Genomic DNA, 20,923 nt, shown 5'->3' with positions numbered 1-20,923 from the left:
AGCCCAGGGAATGTGCCGGCTAAGGGCCGCCGGTGACGGGGAGCGACTTGATGCGACTGGTTTCTTTGCTACATGCTTTCATCCTCGCCTGTTTCGCTTGCCTTGCCTCACCCGCCGGAGCCGCTCCCTTGCCACATATCGTTATCCTCGCGACCGGCGGCACGATCGCTGGCACGGCCGATGCGCGCTCCAAGCTCGGCTACAACGCCGGGCAGGTGACGGCCGAGCAACTGGTCGCGGCAGCGCCCGGCATCGACGCGATCTCGCGCATCACCACGGAGCAGATCGCCTCCATCGGCAGCCAGGACATGAACGAGGCCGTCTGGTTCAAGCTGGCGAACCGCGTCAACGAACTGGCCGCCCAAAGCGACGTGGACGCCATCGTCGTGACCCATGGCACCGACACCATGGAGGAGACCGCCCTGTTCCTCGATCTGGTGGTCGGCACCAACAAGCCGGTGGTGCTGGTGGGCGCCATGCGGCCCTCCACGGCGGTCAGCGCGGATGGTCCGCTCAACCTGCTGGAAGCGGTGATGGTGGCGGTGACGCCCGACGCCTATGGCCGGGGCGTGCTGGTGGTGCTCAACGACACGATCCACGGCGCGATGGACGTGACCAAGACCCACACGACGGAAGTGCAGACCTTCCAGTCGCTGAATTTCGGCGCGGTCGGGCATGCCAGCCCCAACGGGGTGCATTTCTTCCGCGCGCCGCAGAAGCGCCCGGTGATCTACAAGCTGCCGGCCGCCCCGCCCCTGCCCCGCGTCGCCATCGTCTACGCCTATGCCGGCATGGACGCAGCCGGCGTGAAGTCCGCCGTGGATGGCGGCGCCAAGGGCATCGTGCTGGCCGGCGTCGGTGACGGCAACGCCTCCAAGGACACCATCGCGGCGTTGGCCGACGCGGTGAAGGCGGGCGTCGTCGTGGTGCGCGCCAGCCGAACCGCCTCCGGCCCGGTGATGCGCAACATCGAGGTGACGGACGATGCCTATGACTTCGTCGCCTCCAGCTTCTACACCCCTGCCAAGGCGCGGGTGCTGTTGCAGGTGCTGCTCGCCAACGGCATCACCAAGGCCGATGCGGTCCAGACGGCGTTCAACTCGGCGCCCTGATCGCCTGATGTCACAGACGCGCCCGGCGTCCCGGCCCGTAGGCGCACTGCGCGCCGAAGTTCACCGCCGTTTCGCCGCACCCGCTGCCGGAGACGGTGGAGGGGGGGGCGCAGCGGTGGGAGGCGGAGGCGGCGCGGCGGCGGCAGGAGCCGGCGTAACGGCCGGCGGCGGCGGGGGCGGTATGAGTTGATCGGCTATGGCTTTGCCCAGGCGCGACAGCAGGGCGTCGCGCAACATGATCTGGTCCGCGACGGGGAGAAACTGAGCGGTGGCGCGCAGAAGACTTTGCTGGGTCGCGTCATAGGTGCGTGCGTTCGCCACCAGATCCTGGGTCACGAACTCGCGCAGCGTGGATGCCTGCTTTTCCGAAGCCGCCGCGAGAATGCCGGTCCAATTGCGCAGGACCAGGATGATGCGCACGAAACTCAACGCACTTTCCCGCGGTGCGGTCAGTTGCATCATCCCAAGCGCATCGAGGGCCTCAGTGAGCCGCACCGGCTCCATGAACTCCAGCCGCCCAAGCTCGAACCACAGCGCGCTCGCGGTCGGGCGCAAGGCCAGAACCGCCTTTACCGCTGCGACCTGCGCATCCCGCTGGGCGGCGGTCACAGGCTCGATGAGAATATCGCCGCGCGCCCTTGCTTCCGCCGCACGGCCGGAAAACCCCGCCATGGCCCAGGCGCCGGCGGCCGAATGCCAATGACCCGAAGCATCCGCGAGTTTTTGGCTTCGCTGGCTGGAAAACACCAGATCCGGCGTGATCTCAGCCTCCGCCGCGCTTTCCTGCGCGAAGGCGTAAAGCAGGACGATACCCAGGTAGATCCCCGCGAGCGATGACGCGACGATCAGGACCCGGACAAGAAGAACACCCGCCCGCATCATTTCCGGTAATAGGAATCGGCATAATGGCCGTAATAGCCGGCGCCGTAGCGATAGGAGCCGTACTTCGCCGCAGCGCGCTCATCCACCATCGTCAGCACCGCGCCGGCGATCTTCCGATGGTCACGAATGCCTTGCAGCGCCTCGCGAGAAAGCTGCCGCGGCGTGTGATTCCAGCGCACCACGAAGAACAGCTTGTCCACCAGATTGGCCAGAATGATCGGGTCGGCGAGCGGACCGAGCGGCGGGGAATCGATCAGGACGTAATCATATTCCTTCGCCAAGTCCTTGAGCAGCGTTTGCAACCGGGCAGAGGTGAGAAGATCCTGCGGCGTCTGGGTGTCCGCGCCGCCGGGAAGAATATGAAGCCCGGACGTCTCTTCCGAGAAGATACATTCGTTTAGGGGTGAGCTGCCAAGCAGGAAATCGACCAGCCCAGGGTGCTTGTCCAACCCGAACTGGACCGACGCGCTCTTCTTGCGAAGATCGCAATCCATCAGCAAGGTCTTGGCGCCGGACATGGCACACGACAGGGCAAGGCTTGAGATCGTCGTCGACTTGCCCTCGCCGGGAATGGCTGACGTGACCATGATGAGCTTAGGCGGACGATCCACGTCGCTCATGTGCAGGCCGGTCCGCAACGTCCGCACAGCCTCGCTGTAGTTCGACAGCGGGTTCTCGACGAGAAACTTCGCGATCGCCTGACTGTTTTCGCGCCGCTGCGCGAAGCGCCGGCGTCCCCACCCCTTATCGGCCTCGTCCTTCGACCGGACCGGGCCGTTGAGTTCCTGCACGACCGGAATCCGGGCGAGGATCGAAACGCCCAGCGTCTCTGTCACCTGGCTCGCCATGGTGAAGCCGGTGTTGAGCAGTTCCACGATGATCGCCGCAACCAGCCCGATCACCAGGCCCAGAACGACGGACAGAAGGATGCCCAACAGCTTCGGCGGATAGCTCGAGGAGGCGGGGGGCACGGCCATGCTGATGATGCGGCTTTCCGGCGCCTCGAATGTCACATATTCGCCCGTCAGCTTCGCCCGCGACAGGAAGTTCTCATAGAGCGACCGGTTGGCTTCGGATATTCGCTGCAATTCACGAAGCCGCACCGAGACCGCGCCGTCGACACCGGTCTGGCCGGTCAGCATGGCGATGTTCTGCTCGAGCGATGCCTGCTGAGCTTTCGCGACATCGTAGGAATGGCTGATGGTGTCGAGGATGCGCTGCGTCTCGGCCTTGATCGCCCCCTGGATGTCCGCTGCCTCGGCGCGGACATTGACCACCATGGGGTGGCGTCCCCCGTAGCGCGCGACAAGGTCGGCCTCCTTGCGCGTAACCTCGGCCTCTTGTCGCCGCAGGTCCGAGATCACCGAGGAACGCATCACGTCGGGCAAGGAGGCGGGATTGGCGCCCCGCTGACGCGCCGCCACCACCTGGTCATAGCGCGCAGCCGCAGCCGCCGTCTCTGCCCGTGCTGTCGCGAGCTTGACGTTTAGCTCGGAAAGCTGCTGCTCATTGATCGTACCCGAGTTGAGGGTGACGAGGTTGTGCTCTTTGCGGAACGCGGCAACCGCTGCCTCGGAGTCCCGCAACTGGTCGCTCAGAGTACTCAAGCGGTCGCTGAGCCAGACGGACGCGCGCTGGGCCGTCTCATAACGGGCTTCCAACTGATCCGAGGCATAGGCTTCCGCGACCGCGTTTGCGAGGCGCGCCGACTTGGAGGCACTCTTGGTTGTGACCGCAACCTCGATCACATACGTGGTCTTCACACGGGTCGCCTTGATCGCCCGGACGAGGCGTTGGGTCGCCAGAAGCTCCGCCTTTTGGGCCGCATTGTTGCCGTCAGTGCTGACGTCCGTCTCCGAAGACGAAAACAGCGACATGACCGTGCGCAGGATCGTCCCCATCAAGGAGGGGGAACTGGGCGCGCCGAAGTCCGGATCTTCCGCCAGCTTCTGCTTTATGACGACCCGTCGCAGAAGCGATGTCGAGGTGATCAGATTGATCTGGCTGTCGATGATCGAACTGTTGGGAATGATCTGGCTGAGAACGGAATCCGCGCCACTGCTCTTTGTGTCGGATTGGTTCAGCAATATCTGGGTGGTCGCGGTGTAATAGGGTGTCAGCGAGAACAGCACCACCAACGCAAAGACCACGGTTGCGGCCGTGTAGGCGAGGATCATCTTCCATCGGCGACCCAGGAACGACAGGCCGATATGGAAGGCAGCCGCGCCCGGCTGGACCTCCTCCTGCACTTGCGGTTCGACTTGCATCAGCATGGTTTGTTACGTTCCCGAAATCTCAAGCCACACGCGTTCGTTCAACGCGAACGGCGGGCATCATTGGGCCGCGCGCCACCCGGCTCGGACCGAGACCAAGACTGACTGACCCCTGCCCCCAAAATCGCCGCGAATGTCACTGCCAAACCCTGCATTTGCAAGCTGAAGTCCACAAGCGCATGCGCGCCCACCAAGGCACACACCGCGGCGGCCAACATGGGGACTTCCGCATCCTGCCTTCGGGTGAGCGCGCCGTGAACGCATCGCCACACTAGCATGCCTGCGGCAGCCATCACCACGAGAAACACCGGTAGCCCAAGCCCCAGCGCCGCCTCGATATATGTATTATGTGCCTTATCAATGACGCCTGCACCCCAAAGGCTCGCATCGCGGTAGATGCGAAACGCATCTTGAAAGGTTCCATATCCGAATCCGAGCCAGGGCTGATCGGTGATTGCCTGCAGAGAGAGGCGGAAGAGAGACCATCTGATCTCGTCCACCACGCCTTCGCCTTGCAAGCGAAGGCGCAATATGTCGTCAAAGCTTAGCAATACGCTGAGAATGGCGAGGCTCAATATAAAAAGCGCCACGATCAGGACGATGCGGAAGCCCGACCGAAGCATCTGAAGGAAATACCAACACACCAGACCGAAGAACGTCGACGCAATGCCGGCGCGGGACCCGGACAGCATGAGCGCAATACCATTGGCCGCGAGCGCGGCCAGCAGAGCGACGGGCAGCAAAGCCTGCCGCGTCAGCAGCAGCGTCACCCGCTGCTTCCAGTTGATCCCGATATAAGAGTTCGCCGAGAACAGGCTGAACAAAGCGGAGACGCTGGCGATGAGCCCAATGCCCGCGTAGGTGGCGTAATTGTTGCGATTAACAAACGTGGAGGTGGCCCAGTAGAGGTAATAGAGCCGCTCCATCCAGAGCAGCTTCGTCGGGAAGAAATAATAGGCGACGATGGCGTAGAGCGCATAAAGCCCGGTTATTCCCGCGACCGCCAAAACCAGGAGGTGGGCGCGTCGCCCGTCGCGGCACAGGTGAAGGGCGAGCCAGAAGGCGGCGATCGGAGGCAGCAGGGTCAGCAGCGCGAGCTTGGTGGTGTCGGGATCGATCGACACAGCGCCGGCCACGGGGGTCCGTAACGCCTCTCCGGCTGCTCCCCAGATCGGGTTCTGCATGAACGCGGGAACGCCTGGAATGCTCTGCACGAGCCCCCAGATCACCATCACGCAGAAGGCCGCCACGGGGAACGCCATGCGGGAAAGCGGGATGGGGTAAGATCTCCGCCCGACGCTCAGCATGCCCTCATAGGCAAGAAGCAGAACCGACCAACCGATGGAATTGATCATCCACGCCAGCGGCCGGTTGCCGCCGAGCCAGAACGGCGCCCAGGCGAGCAAGATCACAAATGCCAGGAAAATCGCGTCGCTTCCCGACATCGCCGGCTCGGATCGCCGGGACGACGCTGCGGTGCGCAGGCCGTCAGACGAGCTTTTTCCGCCGGTTCCGGCGGGGCGTGGCTTTGCACTCATGAGCGTTCAGAACGCATTTCGCAGGCGGCACACGACATAGACCGTCCGCAAGAGAATGCCGACGTCGCGCATCAGGCTCCAGGAGGAGACATATTCGATGTCGCGCTGGACCCGCGCCTCCATCTGGGACAGGTGGGGCGTTTCCCCCCGCAACCCGCTCACCTGAGCCAACCCGGTAATGCCAGGCTTCATGTGATGGCGGAACGCGTACTGCGCGACCAGCTTCTCATAATAATCATTGTGCGCGAGCGCATGGGGACGCGGGCCAACGAGGGACATATGCCCGGCTAAGACGTTCAGAAGTTGAGGCAATTCGTCAAAGCTGGAGGCCCGCAGGAGACCGCCGATCCGGGTGACGCGGCTGTCGCCACGGCTGGCCTGGACAACCACATCGCCGTCGTCCAGCACCCGCATGGTGCGGAATTTGTAGATCTGGAAGACCTGACCATCGAAGCCGCTTCGCCGCTGGCGAAACAAGACCGGCCCCCGGCTGTCCAGCTTGATGAGCACGGCCGCGATCAACATGAGCGGTGACAGCAGGACGAGCATGGAGCCGGCGACCACCAGATCCATGGTCCGCTTCAGCAATTGCTCCGTGGCGGTCAACGGTTCGCGCTGGAGTTCGTAAGCCGAGGAAAAACCCAGCTGGACTTCGGGCGCGCGGAGCAGGTCCGCGGTCATCGAATCCGGCAAAAGCTGAACCGGAAGCGGGATCGCGCGCAGCATGCCGCGAATGTCGGCAATCCGCTCCTTCTCGGCCCACGGGACCGCAAGGATAATGGCCTCGGCGCGCATGTAGCGCGCCGCGCTCATCGCGTTCGCGACCGTCGCCTTGTCGTTCTCACGCGAAGCTGAAAGGTGGAATGGGCCGACGAAATTGGCCCCGGCCTGGCCGATCTGCTCCGGCGAGGGCAGACGATCGACCTCCCCCTCCACTCCGATCACCACCAGATTGGTGGGCGCCAAATAGCCGTGGGCAATCAACCAGAGCGTCATGCGGCGACGGAACGTATTCGTCGCGACGAGGCACGGAAATACCAGGATCGAAAACAGAAGCGTCCAGACGCGGGAGATCTCGGCGCCCTGCTTAAACAAAAACAGGATGAGGAAAAGCAGAAACAGAGAGCCGACCCAACGCACAGCGATGAGCTTTATATTGGTTCCCTTCGACAGGAACGTGTGCATCCGATAATAATCGGAGCGCAGCATGATGAAGATGAAGATACCGCCGGAAAGCGTTGCCGTGCGGAGAAAGTTTCCAAGCTCCAGAGAGGAGCTGTCGAGGCCAAAATAAAGGGTGTAGGCGAATGCAGCGCACAGCGCGATCGCCAAGACATCCGATAAAACCGCCACCGTCGGCACGACGATGCGCGGGACCCATTTGGATGCGAAATGCGTCGCCCGTCTCCCCGAAGGCAGATCTGATTCGTTAGGCGCCATTTCCAAGGACATCCTGAACTCCGTGGAGCACTCCTTCAGGAACGCCCGACCAGGGCGTCGACACGCAGCATAAATACGCTGCCCTTAAAAGAACCGCTCGGGAACACGAATCAAGTCACCGGGATATATCATGACCGTCGGATTCAATGGGAATTTCTTGAAATCGCCCTTGCCGCCGCGCTGGATAAGGACTTCGTTCTGGCTGGCCCGATAGGTCGGGCCGCCCGCCACAGCCATGGCGCTCATGACATTCAGATTGCTGGTGTAATTATACTGACCCGGCTTCTCGACTTCGCCGAGAATGAAATACGGGCGGAAGCTCGCAATCTCGACCGTGATCTTGGGATTGGTGAGATAATCGCCGCGCAGCTTGGTGGCGAGAAGCTTCTCAAAATCCGCCCGCGTCATGCCGGCTGCCTTCACCGTGCCGGCGAGCGGCAGCGATACAAAGCCGTCATCGTCGAGTTGATAGGTGCCGGTGAGCGATGACTCGTTGAAGACCGTGATGCGAATGGTGTCGCCGGGTGACAAGGTCAGGGCAGATGACGGGAGGCTCGCCTCGCTCGGCTGCGCCATCGGGGCATTGTCGATGGCGGAGGTCGAGCAGCCCGCCAGCCATACGGCAAGCATAAGGCCCAAGGTCAGGCGAAGGACGCGCATTGCCAAATTCAATTGCTGCCTCACTCGCCGACCAGACCTCGGAAACACGCGACCAGAGGCGCGCGTAAGGCCATTCTCGGCAACCAACATATCACTTAAAGCCGAAGCCTAAGTTAATGCTGCAATCCAAGACGAGCCAAGACACCCCGACTGGTGCCCATTTCGACCCGCTCTCAAGACAATGAGGCAGCTTTGGAAAGCCGCCTCATCAAAACACCGAAAGCTTCGTCGCCGAGTATCACTTCAGCAGGTAGATCGCAACCAAGCGGCGATCACGTCGGGCTGAGCGAACCGCCACCGCCGCTCGGAGATGAACTCGACGCAAGGGCCGAACTCAGGTTGGAAAGGAACGACGCAGCGGTAGAGGAGGCGCCGGCATCACCGGCGGCAGCAGCCGTCAAAGCGCTGGGAATAGCCGCGACCACGGCGGTCTTCAGAGCACTCGTCGGCTGCGCGGCCACCGCGGAAGCGATGTCCGAGGAAAACGCAGGATTGGTCAGGGCGAGCACGGCGATCTGCTGAGCAAGCGCGCTCGCGATCTGTGCCTTCTGAGCTTCCGTCGCGCCCGGAGCGTTGAAAGCGGCGTTCGCGGAAGCGAACATGGAGGCAACCTGGGTCCGCGCCGCCGCTGCGGTCGCAACCCTAACGTTACCGGACTGCGCCGAAGCCGGGACCGAAGCCGCGCTCCAGAGGCCGATCGCAACGAGAGCGATCAAAATCGCACGAATCTTGGTGACCATGACGCGCCCCATTGGAATTAAGCTCTGCGGTGCAGAATGCCCTCACACCTATTAAGCGAAGCATACCGCGCAGGGATACTCAAAAAACCTACCGTCCGGCACAAAAATTTCAAGTGTGGCCCCGACGCACCAGACCTTTGCGCTCACAAGGGCCCCCGTTTCCGACAATAATAGGCAAACTGGCGCCCCATGCACAGCCTCAAGTTGGGCGACCGATGCCCTCTATGGACAGCGATTAAGACGTGACCTTTGCCCCTGGGTGAGCCTGGATATTTGCACTGGGCGGCAACGATTTACCTTTTCCCGCGCTAAGCCGGCTGGTAGCAGTTGGGCTAACTTCGAGATCCGCTTAGGTTGGAAAACGCAGAGTTTGGTTGTGAAATCGTCTGATCAGGTCGTCATCTTCGGTGGAAGCGGCTTTATCGGTCGCCATCTGGCCCGTCAGTTCATCGCCAACGGGCGACGCGTCCTCATCGCCGACATTGCGCCTCCAGGCTGGCAGCACGCGATGGCCGACTATATCTATTGCGATGTCCGCAAACCCATCACCCTGCCCGCAGGGGTTTCGACCTCGCCGGTGGTCAATCTGGCCGCGGTTCACCGCACCCCCGGCCACCCCGACCACGAATATTACGACACCAACCTGAGCGGCGCGGAGAATATCACCGCCTATTGCACCCGCATCGGCGCCGACACGCTCGTCTTCACCAGTTCCATCTCGGTCTACGGACCGACCGAGGATCTGGTGGACGAAGCCAGCGCCACGCACCCTGAATCCGCCTACGGCAAGTCCAAGCTTCAAGCGGAGGCGATCCATCTTGCCTGGCAGGGCGCGGCGCCGGGTCGGCGTCTGATAACGATCCGCCCCGCCGTGGTGTTCGGACCCTATGAGGGCGGCAATTTTACCCGTCTGGCGAAAAAGCTTCGGAGCCGGCTGTTCGTCTATCCCGGCCGCAAGGACACGATCAAGGCGTGCGGGTACGTGGGAGACCTGACCCGCGCCATCGACTTCGCCCTACAACTCCCCGATGAGCGGGTTCTGTTCAATTTCGCCTACCCGGATCGCTTTACCATCGAACAGATTTGCGAGGCGTTCCATCAGGCCGCGCACTTCCCCCGCCCGCCGTTTATGGTGCCCAAGCCGGCGATGATGGGCCTCGCCATGGTGTTCGAGGCCCTCGCGCGGGCCGGTCTGGAGACCGGCATCAACAGGGCGCGTGTGACAAAGCTGGTGAAATCGACGAACGTCTATCCCGGCTTCCTGGTCTCCCGAGGGTTCGGATACGCCTTCAGCCTGACGGAAGCCTTGAGGGACTGGTCGTTGAAGACCGATTTCCGCGAGCAAGTATCCAACACTCCAGCACCGGAACGTGCGACCTGAAACCATGCCGGGAGATCGGATGAGCGGCGCGAGTGAAGCTGGCATGGACCGCCGGCGCGATGGACGGATACGGATCGATGGCTGAGCCCCATGCTTCCGCACGGCCAGCACATGAGCCGCGCTTTGCCGTTCTCATTCCCGCTTATAACTGCCAGGAAAAGCTCGAGGCCACGCTCCGCAGCCTGCAAAGCCAAGAACTGGATGCGACGATCTATGTGGTGGACGACGGGTCCCATCCGCCGCTGGTTCTGCCGGATATCGATACCGCGTCGGTAAAGCTCGTTCGTCTGGAGAAGAACCAGGGGATCGTCGGCGCCCTGAACACCGGTATCGCGGCCATTACGCCCACCGGCGTCTCCTATATCGCCAGGCTGGATTGCGGCGATCTCTATGTCCCGGGCCGCTTTGCGGCGCAGGTGCATTTTCTGGAAGCCAATCCGGACCACGTCGTCGTGGGCACAGCGGCAGATTATATCGACCCGGCGGGCAAGCTGATCTTCAATCACCACCCACCCGAAGATCACGCCAAAATCTCACGTCAGATCCGGTACAATTCTCCCCATATTCATCCTTCCGTGATGCTGCGTGTCGAGGCCCTGAGCCAAGTGGGCGGCTATCGCGACAAGTTCATGCACGCGGAAGATTATGATCTGTTCTTCCGCCTATCTCAGGTTGGAAAATTAGCAAATCTGCCTCAGGCCTTCCTTAAATATGAAGTCTCGCCCGGTCAGCTTTCCCAGCGTTGGCGGGCCCGGCAGCAGATCAGCCGCATTCAAATTCAACTGCATTATTTTGATGCACTTAATCCCCATGCGTATTTCGGGATTGTAATTTCCAGCATTTTGACGCTGCTTCCCAAACGGTATGTCACGGCACTCAAAGCACTGAACTACCGGATGTCGAGCGCACGCAAAGGCGCGGGGGCACGGTGATGGGTACAGACGTTTCAGTTTTGATGACGGTTTATAATGGTGCGCGATTTGTTCAGGACGCGGTGAACAGTGTTCTCGCGGAGACCAGCCTTTCCCTGCAACTCGTCATTGTCGATGACGGCTCGACGGATGCGACGCCCGGAATTCTTCAGGCAGCGGCTCAAAAAGACCCCCGTGTCCAGATGCTTCGGCTGGAGCGGAATCTCGGCCTGCCCGCCGCGCCCAACCTCGGGCTGCCGCTGTGCACGGGAAAATATATCGCACGGCTGGATGCGGACGATCTGTCCTTGCCGGGACGCTTCCAAATTCAGCGCGACGCATTGGAAAACGGCCATCGCATCGGATTTGTCGGATCGAGCGCCCGGCGGATCAACGCCGAAGGCGTGGCTCTCGGAAAATACCACGCCGCGCCGCTCGAACATGACGCCATTGTCCAGCGCCTGCGATCCATGGAGCCGTTCTGCCCCCACTCATCCTTCTTTGCGCCCCGCACCGTGTTCGAGCGGTTGAAGGGATACAGTGCGCATCGAAGCCGCTCTCTCGACTATGATTTCATGCTTCGCCTGTCCGAATGTCCCGACCTGCGGTTCGCGTTTATTCCCGACCCCCTGATCGCGCTGCGCATGCACGCCTCCAGCATCAGCTACGAAAAGAGCAGTGGGAGGGATCAACTGATTCAGGCGGTTTCTGCCCTCGCCGAACATTTCATGCGCCTGAACGGCAGCAAGCCCCCCGCGTCAAGCGTGACACACGCCGAAGTGGAGCGCGTGCTCTCCGAAAAAGGCATACTCGCCGCTGCGGAGGCGCGCAGGCGCCTGATCGTGGCGCGGATGTCGATGCCGCACGCCCCGCTGCGGTCCATCGTCCGGGCGGGCGGTGAATTGGCAAATCGGCCGTTGCTGCTTTTCCAACTGCCGAAGCTGAACGCTTTGAAGACCGGCGTTGCGCGTACTGTCGCGGACACGCTGAAATGACTGCCGGATGACCTCTTTCGCTGTGTACCCGGCGCTCGCGCGTTTAATTGACAACCCAGCCCGGCCCGGTTAGTCCCGCCAATTGTTCCGTAGTGCCCTCAAACTACGCTCGAAGCCTTAAAGGACGTATTTCAAGTGAAAGCGATCATCCTGGCGGGCGGCTACGGCACGCGGATTTCGGAGGAATCAAACCTCCGGCCCAAGCCGATGATCGAGATCGGCGGGCGTCCTATTCTTTGGCATATCATGAAGATCTACTCCGCCCATGGCGTGAACGACTTCATCATCTGCTGCGGATATAAGGGCTATGTCATCAAAGAGTATTTCGCCAACTACTTCCTCCACATGTCGGACGTCACCTTCGACATGACGCACAATTCCATGGAGGTGCACCACCGCAAGGCGGAGCCCTGGCGGGTCACGCTGGTCGATACCGGCGAGGGCACCTTGACCGGCGGCCGCTTGAAGCGCGTGGCCGACTATGTGCGCGATGAAGAGTGCTTCTGCTTCACCTATGGCGACGGCGTGGCGGACGTGGATATCTCACGCGAGATCGCGTTCCATAGGGAGCACGGCAAGCGCGCCACCGTGACGGCGGTGCAGCCTCCGGGGCGCTACGGCGCGTTGAACATGAACGGCGCCAAGATTGAAGGCTTCATGGAGAAGCCGCGTGGCGACGGCGGGCTGATCAACGGCGGCTTCTTCGTTCTCTCACCCGCGTGCCTGGACCTCATCGAGGGGGACAACACCAGTTGGGAGCTTAGCCCCCTCGCCACGCTGGCCGAGCAGGGCGAACTGATGGCCTTCGAACACCACGGTTTCTGGCAGCCGATGGACACGCTGCGGGAAAAGAATCTGCTGGAACAGCTCTGGGAGCAGGGAAACGCGCCGTGGAAGGTCTGGTGAACCCCAGCCCCGCCACCTGGGCCGGGCGCTCCGTCTTTCTCACCGGCCACACCGGCTTCAAGGGCGGCTGGCTCGCCCTATGGCTGAAGCAGCTCGGGGCTCAGGTTCACGGCTACGCTTTTGATCCTGACACCGATCCGCACCTGTTCGGCGCAGCCGGCGTAGGCACGGCCCTGGCCTCCGACACCCGCGCCGATCTCATGGACCTTGAGGCATTGCAGCGGGCGCTGGCTGAGGCGAAGCCGGACGTGGTTCTCCATCTGGCGGCGCAGCCCCTGGTGCGGCGCAGCTACGCCGAGCCCATTCTCACGTTCGCCAGCAATGTGATGGGCACGGCTCATGTGCTGGAGGCGATGCGCTCCGTGCCCTCGGTGCGGGCGGCGGTGCTCATCACCACCGACAAGGTCTATGAAAATCGCGAGTGGCCCTACCCCTATCGCGAGGTGGACCCCCTCGGCGGGCATGATCCCTACAGCGCCAGCAAGGCGGCGGCGGAAATCGTGGCCGCAAGCTATCGGGCAAGCTTCTTTACCGCGCAGGACAAGGCACGGATTGCGACGGCCCGCGCGGGAAACGTCATCGGCGGCGGCGACTGGTCGGCGGATCGCCTGCTCCCGGATTGTCTCAACGCCTTTGCCCGCAACGAACCCGTCCAGCTGCGCTATCCTGGGGCGGTGCGCCCTTGGCAGCACGTCCTCGAACCTCTCGCGGGATATCTGATCCTGGCGGAGCGCCTGCTCTCGGCTGACGGCAACCGCTTCGCTGGCGCCTGGAACTTCGGCCCCGACGCCGGCGGCGACGCCCCCGTGGGCCGTGTCGCGCAAACCGCAGCCGCCCTCTGGGGCGAGGGCGCGCAGGTCGAGCTTGCGCCCTCGGGTGCCAACCCGCACGAGGCCGGTGCGCTCCGCCTCGACAGCACGCGCGCACGGCTGGATCTGGGATGGCGGCCGCGATGGTCCCTTGAGGCCGGCATCGGCCACACCGTGTCCTGGTACAAGGCGTGGCAGGCCGGGCAGGACATGGGCGAAGCCACGCTGCGACAGCTTCGGCAGTACGAGGCTGGCGCTTAGGTCATGGCCGCCCGGTTCGATCTCATCGACACGCCCCTGCGCGGCGTCACGCTGGTTCAGCGCAAGCCGCTCGGTGACAGCAGGGGGTATCTTGAGCGCGTGTTCTGTGCCGGCGAACTGGAGGCATTGTTCGCTCAGCGGCCGGTGGCGCAGATCAACCACACCCTCACGGCGCGGCAAGGCACGGTGCGGGGCTTGCATTTCCAGCACCCGCCCCACGCCGAGTGCAAATTCGTCTCGTGCATCAAGGGCGCGGTGTTCGATGTCGCGGTGGATCTGCGGCGCGGGTCGCCCTCATTCCTTGCCTGGCACGGGGAGTTTCTAAGCGCGGAGAACCACCGCAGTCTCTTTATTCCCGAGGGTTTCGCGCACGGTTTCCAGACTCTGGCGGACGATGTGGAGATGCTGTATCTCCACTCTGCGCCTTACAATGCCGGCGCCGAGGGGGCCGTGAATGCACGCGATCCGCGCCTGTCGGTGGCGTGGCCTGGCGACATCACCGAGCTTTCCGATCGAGACGCCGCGCATCCCTTTCTGAGTGAAGACTTCACGGGTCTCGACACATGAAATGTCGCCATTGTGGAGCGGGCCTGAAATTGCCGCTCATCGACCTCGGCAGCGCCCCGCCATCGAACGCCTTCCTCACCGAAACCGCGCTGCGCGCGCCGGAATTGTGGTTTCCGCTGCGTGTTCTGGTCTGCGAGTCCTGCTGGCTGGTGCAGACCGAGGATTTCGCGCGCGCCGACGAACTCTTCAGCGCCGATTACGCCTATTTCAGCGGCTTTTCATCAAGCTGGCTCGCCCATAGCGAGCAGTATGTGGCCGATATGGTGGCGCGCTTCAGCTTGACCAGCGACAGCCATGTGGTCGAGGTCGCCGCCAATGACGGCTATCTCCTGCAATATGTGAAGGCGCGCGGCATTCCCTGTACCGGCATCGAGCCGACCACCAGCACCGCCGATGCGGCGCGCGCGAAGGGCATCTCGATCGTCGAGGACTTTTTCGGCGTCGGCCTCGCCCGGCAACTCGCCGACAAGGGCCTTCAGGCGGACCTCACCGCCGCCAACAATGTGCTGGCCCATGTGCCCGACATCAACGACTTCGTCGCCGGCTTCGCCCATCTGCTGAAGCCGCAGGGTGTCGCCACCTTCGAGTTTCCGCACCTGCTGCGCCTCATGGACGAGACCCAGTTCGACACCATCTACCACGAGCATTTCTCCTATCTCTCGCTCACCGCCGTGGCCCGGATCTTCGCTGCCAACGGGCTTCAGGTGTTCGACGTGGAAGAACTGCCGACCCACGGCGGGAGCCTGCGGGTCTATGCCCAGCGCAGCGATGCGGGGCGTCAGCCGGAAACGCCGCGCGTGGCCGAGCTTCTGGCGCGCGAGGGCGCAGCGGGCATGACCCGCGCCGATTATTACAGCGGCTTCCAGGCCAAGGCCGACGGGATAAAGGACGCCTTCGTGGCCTTCCTGCTCGATGCCAAGCGGCGCGGAAAGTCCGTCGCCGCCTATGGCGCCGCCGCCAAGGGGAACACGCTGATCAATTACGCGGGCGTGCGGCCCGACCTGATCGGCTTCGTGGTGGACCGCAACCCCGCCAAGCAGGGACGCTATTTGCCGGGAAGCCGTATTCCCGTGGTGGATGAGGACCACCTGAAGGCCGCGCGGCCGGATTATGTGGTCATCCTGCCCTGGAATCTTGCGGCCGAGGTGCGCGCCCAGCTCTCTTATGTGGAATCCTGGGGCGGTGTCTGCGTCCGCTTCATCCCCGCTGTCGAGGAATTGCGTGCGCCATGAGCCCCACCTGCAACCCTACGTTGAATTTCTAAGTCCACGCCGAGGTCGCGAACGGAGAACCAAGCCGTGAATATCGCTGTGACAGGTGCGAGCGGTTTCATCGGCAGGCATGTCGTTGCGGAGCTGGAACGCCGTGGCCTGCACCCGGTGCTTGTCTCGCGGACACCCGCTAGCGAGGCTGGCGCCTCGGTCGCCCTCGACCTCGCGATTGCCGACGAAGACGCATTCGCCAAAATGGGATCGCCCGATCTGGTGATCCACCTCGCTTGGTCCGGCCTGCCAAACTACCGCTCGCTGCATCACATGGAGAGCGAGCTTCCCGCGCAATATCGCTTTCTCAGCGGACTGGTGCGAAGCGGCCTCAAGCATCTCGTGGTCGCCGGCACCTGCTTTGAATACGGCATGGCGTCCGGCCCTCTCTCAGAGGACATGCCGGCCCATCCGACCAATCCCTACGGCTTCGCGAAGGACACGCTGCGCACCCAGCTCGCGTTTCTTCAGAAGGCCACGCCCTTCTCGCTGACATGGGGACGTCTTTTCTACCTCTATGGAGAGGCGCAGGCCGCGACGTCCCTCTTCCCGCAGCTCAGGGCGGCGGTGCGGGCCGGGGAGAAGACCTTCAAGATGTCCCGCGGCGATCAGTTGCGCGATTTTCTCCCCGTCGAAGAGGCTGTCCGGCTCCTTGTCGCGCTTGCCCTTCGCGGGGCGAACGACGGCATCGTCAATATCTGCTCGGGCAAACCAACATCCGTGCGCGCTTTGGTTGAGAAATGGCTGGTCGATAATCAATGGAACATCGACCTCGAACTGGGATATTACCCTTATCCAGATTATGAACCGATGGCGTTCTGGGGCGACCGGAAGAAGCTCGATTCCATCTTGCAGGCCGTTTGAATGATGAAGAATGCGATTTATCGAGCGGACGGCTATCCGGTTTTCCAGAACCGGATGTACGACACGTATCAATCGGCGGTGGACTGCCCGAAAGGCGATATCTTTCTGGTCCAGGATGCGGACACCGGCCTGATCTACAATGCCGCCTTCGATCCCGACCTGATGGTTTATGATTCCAACTACCAGAACGAACAGGGTGTCAGCGGGTCATTCATTCGGCATCTGCATGATGTTCGCGGCAAGATCGGCCAGCATTTTTCGGGCCGCAAGATCGTCGAGGTCGGCTGCGGCAAAGCCCTCTTCATGGACATGCTGCTGGAAGAAGGCTTCGATGTCGTCGGCGTCGATCCGACCTACGAGGGGACCAGCCCTCTGGTTATCAAAGAGTATTTCAGCGCCGAGCTGAACCTCAAGGGCGAAGCCATCGTGCTTCGGCACGTTCTGGAGCATATTCGCGACCCGGTCAGTTTTCTCGACAACATTCGCGAGGCCAATGGCGGCGGGCTGATCTACATTGAAGTGCCCTGCTTCGATTGGATCATGGCAAACCGCTGTTGGTTCGATATCTTCTATGAACACGTAAACTATTTTCGCCTGCCCGACTTCCACCGGATGTTTGGGGACGTGCGCGAGGCGGGGCATACCTTCGGCGGGCAATATCTCTACGTCATCGCCGATCTCGCGACGCTTCGGCGACCGGCGCGGCCCGTCGACGATGTCGTGTCGCTCCCGGAAGGATTTTCGGCGTCAATCGACCGCTTTTCCGCAACGCTGCGAGACATTCAGGGTCGCCCGAATGGCGTGAGCGTGGTCTGGGGTGGCGCATCCAAGGGGGTCATCTTCAGCCTGCTCATGCAGAGGCAGAATGTGGCGCCCTCCTATGTGGTGGATATAAATCCCGCCAAACAGGGAAAATACCTTGCCGCCAGCGGGCTGAAGGTCGCGGTGCCCGACGATGTGGTTCCGCAGCTTCCTGACGGGACAACTGTATTCGTAATGAACGATAACTACCTATCAGAGGTAAAGGCGATGACCGACAACCGCTTTAACTATGTGTCCACGACGCCATGACAAATTTCAACGATGAAGTGAAACAGCGCGTTCAGGCGAACGGGACCAATCAGCCCCTGCTGAACGCCACGAAGGCGTTCAACGCGGAATCGATCGACGCACAATACTCCTATAATTTCTCATGGCTCGGCCGGCCCATTATCCAGTACCCGCAAGACATGCTGGCGATGCAGGAACTGATCTGGTCCATCCAGCCGGATCTCATCATCGAGACCGGCATCGCGCACGGTGGTTCGCTGATTTTCTCCGCCTCCATGCTTGAACTGAACGCAGCCTGCGGCGGCAACCCGGCTGGATTGGTGGTCGGCATCGATATCGACATTCGCGCGCACAATCGCGCCGCGATCGAAGCTCATCCCATGATGAAGCGGATCAGCATGATCGAGGGGTCGAGCACCGACCCAGAGGTCGTCGCAAAGGTCCGTGCCATCGCTGCGGGAAAATCCCGCATCCTGGTGTGCCTCGACAGCAACCACACCCACGATCATGTCCTCGCCGAACTTGAGGCCTACGCGCCGCTCACCAGCGTGGGCAGCTATTGCGTCGTGTTCGACACGATCGTTGAGGATCTCGCCCCCGAAAAATTCCCGGATCGCCCTTGGGCACCCGGCAACAATCCGAAAACGGCGGTCCACGCCTATCTCGCGTCGCACCCCGAATTCGAGATCGACGCGCAGATGGACAACAAGCTGCTCATCAGCGTCGCGCCGCAAGGGTATCTGCGACGCATTGCCTGAGCGGGTCCCGAGAGCGGGATCTGCGACCGGACCGGGAGCGAAACGAGCCGCGCATGACGCTTATCAAGCGCAACCTGCTCGCCAACTTCCTGGGTCAGGCCTGGGTGGCGGTGATGAACCTTGCGTTCATCCCGCTGATCATCGGCTATGTCGGCATCGAGGCCTACGGGCTGGTGGGGGTCTTCGCCATCCTCATGGCGGCCCTGCCCCTGGTGGATATGGGGATGACGCCGACGCTCGGGCGCGAAATGGCGCGCTTCACCGCCGGCGCCCACACACCCCAGTCGATCGGCGACCTGCTGCGCAGCCTCGAACTGATCTGCTTCTCCATCGCCTTCGTGCTGGCGGCTGGGGTTTGGGCCGCATCCGGCGTGATCGCGAGCGGATGGCTCCAGAGCCAGCAGCTTCCCCTCGACGCGGTGGCGCAGGCGCTTTCGATCATGGCCCTGGTGGTGGGCCTGCGGCTTTGCGAGGGGGTCTATCGCAGCGCGCTGCTGGGGCTGCAACGCCAGGTGCTCTTCAACAGCATCAACGCGGCCCTCGCCACGCTGCGCCATGGCGGTGCCGTCGTGGTCCTCGCCTTGGTGTCGCCCACCATCCAGGCGTTCTTCCTGTGGCAGGCGATCGCGTCGTTCGTCTCCATCATCGCCCTCGCCGTCACACTGCATCGGGTGCTGCCGACGCCGCCGGCCCGTCCTGAGTTTCGCTGGTCCGCCCTCAGCGAGGTCTGGCGCTTCGCCTCCGGTATGCTGGGCATAACCCTGCTCGCCACGCTGCTGACCCAGACCGACAAGCTGCTGTTGTCACGGCTGCTGACCCTCACCGATTTTGGCTATTACAGCCTGGCGGCGACGCTCGCGAGCAGCCTCAGCCTCATCATCACACCGGTAACGCAGGCGATCTATCCCCGCATGGTGGAACTTGCGAGCCTGAACGATGAGGCGCAGCTTGCGACGCTCTATCATCGAGGGTCGCAACTGGTGACGGTTCTGATCGCCCCGGCTGTCTCGCTTTTGAGCTTTTATGGGCAGGGCGTGATCTTTGTCTGGTCGGGGGATGCAACCCTCGCCGCCCACACCGGCCCGATCCTCTCCGTCATCGTCATCGGCACGTTTCTAAACGGGCTGATGTGGATGCCCTACCAGTGCCAGCTCGCCCATGGTTGGACGAGCCTTGCCCTGCGCAGCAATCTGGTGGCGGTGTGCGTTCTGGTGCCGGCCATCCTCTTCGTGGCGCCGCGTTATGGCGCAGTGGGCACGGCCTGGATATGGGTTTTGCTCAATGCCGGCTATGTCGCGATAAATGTCCAGATCATGCATCGACGCCTGCTGAAAGCCGAGAAGTGGCGCTGGTATGGGGCGGACGTGCTCCTGCCGACCCTGGGCGCGGTAGGGATCGCCATGGCGTCGCGATTGATCGCCCCGACGCCCCTTTCGGACCGCCTCCATTGGGCGGGCTTCGTGGTCGTGGTTGGCGTCCTGGCATTGCTGGGAAGTCTCTTGACCTCAGATCGGCTGCGCCACGCCGTACTCTCGCGCTATACCGTGTTGATGCGCAGATGAGCCACGGCCCGTCCCATTCGAATTTCCGGCATCATCGCTTGGAGCGCTTATGAATCCGACCCTGCCGCGTGTCACCGTCGCGATACCGCTCTTCAATGGAATGCCGCTCATCGAGCAGGCGCTCGCCTCGATTACCAAACAAACCTATACGAATATCCGGATTGTCATCTCGGACAATTGCTCAACCGACGGAACTTATGAATACTGCCTGCGGAAAGCAGAGGAAGACCCACGTATTGTTGTTCATCGCCATGAAACAAATATCGGAGTTTGGCCGAATTTCGAGTTCCTGACGAAATTTTCTGACACCGAATTCTTCATGTACTTTGCCCATGACGATGAGTGGGATCATACGTTCATAGCCCGCGCGGTTGAGATCTTCGACCGCGACCCGGATATCGGATGCGTCTTTTCGCATCTTAGAAGCTGGAACCACGCCACAAAAAGCTTGAGCGAGGTGAGACGGCCCATTCCATCGGGAGGGACAACACCGTTCCGGCGGCTGTGCGAGCAATTGATCAGCCCCACATCGAGCCTGTTCTACGGACTGGCCAGAAGCAGGTGTCTCATCCCGGCCATTCGGCAGGCGACGAAGAGATTCGACTATAGCGACCTCTTCATCATCCAATGCCTCTCCATGTCAGGCAATATTTCTATTATCCCGATCGACCTCTATCGCGCAGGCATTAAAACAAAAACCCGCGTCGCTCGCGCCATTAAGAAAAACAATATCTACATATATCCATATTTTATAGAAACGAGCAAAATTATATTCAGATCGTTTGGATTCACACAGTCTGTAATACTATTATGCCTTCTGTCATTTCTATCGTTACGCCTCTTCATTAAAAAACCCCGCGCACCTGCGGGGGGCTATGACGAGTTCTGACGTCCGGAGCAGGAGACGTGGCGGCGTTGAATACCCACCGTCACAAAGGCTCGCGTGCCCCAT

The 20,923-nt window shown here is 61.8% G+C and carries 19 protein-coding genes; 13 read left to right on the top strand and 6 right to left on the bottom strand.

Going from position 1 to position 20,923, the window contains the following annotated elements:
* Positions 1–50: 50 nt before the first annotated feature.
* The gene (locus tag ADADO0_RS06860) at positions 51–1,112 is read left to right on the top strand and encodes an asparaginase (RefSeq protein WP_511304370.1); all 1,062 of its coding nucleotides are present in this window, start codon (positions 51–53) and stop codon (positions 1,110–1,112) included.
* A gap of 60 nt (positions 1,113–1,172) precedes the next feature.
* Here the strand turns inward: ADADO0_RS06860 and ADADO0_RS06855 are convergent, their stop codons facing one another.
* The 6 genes from ADADO0_RS06855 to ADADO0_RS06830 all read right to left on the bottom strand — a co-directional run bounded on the left by ADADO0_RS06855 (position 1,173) and on the right by ADADO0_RS06830 (position 8,645).
* Positions 1,173–1,991 (bottom strand): hypothetical protein, encoded by an 819-nt coding sequence (locus ADADO0_RS06855; RefSeq protein ID WP_511304369.1) that lies wholly within the window; start codon positions 1,989–1,991, stop codon positions 1,173–1,175.
* Positions 1,991–4,267: a polysaccharide biosynthesis tyrosine autokinase gene (locus ADADO0_RS06850; protein WP_511304368.1), complete on the bottom strand. Its 2,277-nt coding sequence runs from the start codon at positions 4,265–4,267 to the stop codon at positions 1,991–1,993. The genes ADADO0_RS06855 and ADADO0_RS06850 overlap by 1 nt, the downstream gene beginning before the upstream one ends.
* Before the next feature lie 41 nt (positions 4,268–4,308).
* Positions 4,309–5,712, bottom strand: a complete 1,404-nt coding sequence (locus ADADO0_RS06845; protein ID WP_511304367.1) for an O-antigen ligase family protein — start codon at positions 5,710–5,712, stop codon at positions 4,309–4,311.
* 99 nt (positions 5,713–5,811) lie between these two features.
* Positions 5,812–7,245: an undecaprenyl-phosphate glucose phosphotransferase gene (locus ADADO0_RS06840; RefSeq protein ID WP_511304366.1), complete on the bottom strand. Its 1,434-nt coding sequence runs from the start codon at positions 7,243–7,245 to the stop codon at positions 5,812–5,814.
* An 84-nt stretch (positions 7,246–7,329) separates the two neighbouring features.
* Complete coding sequence (locus tag ADADO0_RS06835; RefSeq protein ID WP_511304365.1) at positions 7,330–7,905, bottom strand: polysaccharide biosynthesis/export family protein; 576 nt, start codon at positions 7,903–7,905, stop codon at positions 7,330–7,332.
* Positions 7,906–8,177: 272 nt separating this feature from the next.
* A complete protein-coding gene (locus ADADO0_RS06830; protein ID WP_511304364.1) occupies positions 8,178–8,645 on the bottom strand; it encodes a hypothetical protein in 468 nt (155 codons plus the stop codon).
* A gap of 376 nt (positions 8,646–9,021) precedes the next feature.
* Here ADADO0_RS06830 and ADADO0_RS06825 point away from each other — a divergent pair, with 376 nt between their 5' ends.
* From ADADO0_RS06825 to ADADO0_RS06770, 12 genes are all read left to right on the top strand, one after another.
* Positions 9,022–10,026 (top strand): NAD-dependent epimerase/dehydratase family protein, encoded by a 1,005-nt coding sequence (locus ADADO0_RS06825; RefSeq protein ID WP_511304363.1) that lies wholly within the window; start codon positions 9,022–9,024, stop codon positions 10,024–10,026.
* 32 nt (positions 10,027–10,058) lie between these two features.
* Complete coding sequence (locus tag ADADO0_RS06820; protein ID WP_511304362.1) at positions 10,059–10,958, top strand: glycosyltransferase; 900 nt, start codon at positions 10,059–10,061, stop codon at positions 10,956–10,958.
* Complete coding sequence (locus ADADO0_RS06815; RefSeq protein ID WP_511304361.1) at positions 10,958–11,932, top strand: glycosyltransferase family 2 protein; 975 nt, start codon at positions 10,958–10,960, stop codon at positions 11,930–11,932. Before ADADO0_RS06820 ends, ADADO0_RS06815 begins: the two co-directional genes overlap by 1 nt.
* A gap of 135 nt (positions 11,933–12,067) precedes the next feature.
* Positions 12,068–12,838, top strand: a complete 771-nt coding sequence (rfbF, locus tag ADADO0_RS06810; protein WP_511304359.1) for a glucose-1-phosphate cytidylyltransferase — start codon at positions 12,068–12,070, stop codon at positions 12,836–12,838.
* Positions 12,823–13,908: a CDP-glucose 4,6-dehydratase gene (gene rfbG, locus ADADO0_RS06805; RefSeq protein WP_511304358.1), complete on the top strand. Its 1,086-nt coding sequence runs from the start codon at positions 12,823–12,825 to the stop codon at positions 13,906–13,908. Before rfbF ends, rfbG begins: the two co-directional genes overlap by 16 nt.
* 3 nt (positions 13,909–13,911) lie before the next feature.
* Positions 13,912–14,475 (top strand): dTDP-4-dehydrorhamnose 3,5-epimerase family protein, encoded by a 564-nt coding sequence (locus ADADO0_RS06800; RefSeq protein WP_511304357.1) that lies wholly within the window; start codon positions 13,912–13,914, stop codon positions 14,473–14,475.
* Positions 14,472–15,707, top strand: coding sequence for a methyltransferase domain-containing protein (locus ADADO0_RS06795; RefSeq protein WP_511304356.1), 1,236 nt, complete (start codon positions 14,472–14,474; stop codon positions 15,705–15,707). The genes ADADO0_RS06800 and ADADO0_RS06795 overlap by 4 nt, the downstream gene beginning before the upstream one ends.
* 66 nt (positions 15,708–15,773) lie before the next feature.
* On the top strand, positions 15,774–16,601 hold the full coding sequence (locus ADADO0_RS06790; protein WP_511304355.1) for an NAD-dependent epimerase/dehydratase family protein: 828 nt from the start codon (positions 15,774–15,776) through the stop codon (positions 16,599–16,601).
* A complete protein-coding gene (locus ADADO0_RS06785; protein ID WP_511304354.1) occupies positions 16,602–17,672 on the top strand; it encodes a class I SAM-dependent methyltransferase in 1,071 nt (356 codons plus the stop codon).
* The gene (locus ADADO0_RS06780; RefSeq protein WP_511304353.1) at positions 17,669–18,409 is read left to right on the top strand and encodes a cephalosporin hydroxylase family protein; all 741 of its coding nucleotides are present in this window, start codon (positions 17,669–17,671) and stop codon (positions 18,407–18,409) included. Before ADADO0_RS06785 ends, ADADO0_RS06780 begins: the two co-directional genes overlap by 4 nt.
* 53 nt (positions 18,410–18,462) lie before the next feature.
* Positions 18,463–19,971: a lipopolysaccharide biosynthesis protein gene (locus tag ADADO0_RS06775; protein ID WP_511304352.1), complete on the top strand. Its 1,509-nt coding sequence runs from the start codon at positions 18,463–18,465 to the stop codon at positions 19,969–19,971.
* 49 nt (positions 19,972–20,020) lie between these two features.
* Positions 20,021–20,860, top strand: coding sequence for a glycosyltransferase (locus tag ADADO0_RS06770; RefSeq protein WP_511304351.1), 840 nt, complete (start codon positions 20,021–20,023; stop codon positions 20,858–20,860).
* The last annotated feature ends 63 nt before the right edge of the window (positions 20,861–20,923 follow it).

It is taken from the genome of Aquabacter sp., from assembly GCF_965279295.1.
Taxonomy (GTDB): domain Bacteria; phylum Pseudomonadota; class Alphaproteobacteria; order Rhizobiales; family Xanthobacteraceae; genus Aquabacter.
This window is presented reverse-complemented; position numbering and strand designations above follow the sequence as displayed.